The 752-nt window shown below is 39.6% G+C and carries 1 protein-coding gene; it reads left to right on the plus strand.

Translation table 11 applies throughout. From position 1 onward, the window contains the following. Positions 1–752: hypothetical protein (locus ACP5NR_RS08790; RefSeq protein ID WP_428006371.1), on the plus strand; the 752-nt coding region annotated here is incomplete at both ends.

Raw genomic sequence — 752 nt, forward strand, 5'->3', positions numbered from 1 at the left:
AAATGCCATCTTTTACAATCCTGCAGGAATTGCAAATATAAAGGGTTTTTTCTTCTCATTTCCAAATTTCAATGCCGGAATGAGTCAAGGATTTGGAAGTGCCACTTTAAAGACAATATCTAACTGGAATCAAATTCAGCCTTTGATCCAGTCGGGAAATTCAACACTTCTTATGGCGTACTTGATACAGAATTACCTTCCATACCTTCAAGGCAGTAATTCTTTGCTAACAGGCTCAGATGCGTTAATCGGATACGGGTTTGGAAATTTTGCAATAGCGTGCGGTGCTTTCGGCCAATTATGGGGACAATCCATTCTGACACAATATAACACACTATCTTTGAATGCTTCTGCTGATGTGTATGCATTCGGAACAACGGCATTTTCGCTTAATTTTGGAGATTTGAAATTGAATGCCGGCGGAACATACAGGTACGGATACGTATTTCCTCAAATATACAGCATAAACAACGAATTTTTGCTCGCTGCGAATTTGAATCCAGATCTTACCTATGAATCGACATCCAACGTAGATTTAGGAACGATGATCTCTTACGGTCAACTTTCATTTGGTGCGCTATGGCACAATGTATTGAATCAATCAACGCCAGACGTAAGAGTCGGGATTGGTTATGAAAGCAAGAACATTTCGGCGGGGATAGATCTGGAAAATATATTCAATGGAAATTATACCTTATACAGAAAACTCCATGCGGGCATTTCTTACAGGCCCTTTGATTTTCTGACGCTTT

The sequence above is a fragment of the Athalassotoga sp. genome (genome assembly GCF_049965695.1).
Lineage (GTDB): Bacteria > Thermotogota > Thermotogae > Mesoaciditogales > Mesoaciditogaceae > Athalassotoga.